Source organism: Faecalibacterium sp. DFI.5.82 (assembly GCF_029076575.1).
Taxonomy (GTDB): domain Bacteria; phylum Bacillota; class Clostridia; order Oscillospirales; family Ruminococcaceae; genus Faecalibacterium; species Faecalibacterium duncaniae.
In genome coordinates, this window is sequence record NZ_JARFIS010000184.1 from 1 (window position 1) to 348 (window position 348).

At 58.0% G+C, this 348-nt stretch carries 1 protein-coding gene; it reads right to left on the bottom strand.

Translation table 11 applies throughout. The annotated features are described in order from the left end of the window. Positions 1-289, bottom strand: a 289-nt coding sequence (locus P0G09_RS16165; RefSeq protein WP_275253173.1) for a bifunctional ornithine acetyltransferase/N-acetylglutamate synthase, incomplete at its 3' end; no start/stop codon positions are given. Positions 290-348 lie beyond the last annotated feature (59 nt).

Consider the following 348-nt stretch of genomic DNA (forward strand, 5'->3'; position numbering starts at 1 on the left):
AGCACTCCTCGGCCAGAGCCACGCCGTTGGCGGCGCAGGTATTGGCGTTGCCGCTGTTCACAAGAATGGCCTGTGCATAGCCGTCCTTCAGGTGGGCACGGTCCACCTTGATGGGTGCACCGTAGACCTTATTGGTGGTGTAGACACCGGCGGCGGCACAGCGCACCTCCGCATTGATGAGTGCCAGATCGTATTTTTCATTATGGTTTGCGCGGATGCCGCTATGCACGCCAGCCGCTGCAAAGCCTTTGGGGGCACAGATGCCGCCCGCAACTTCCTTATACTGCATAACGATTTTCCTTTCCCACAAAGAAATACTCCCACAGTCACGGCATTCGCCGTGCCAGC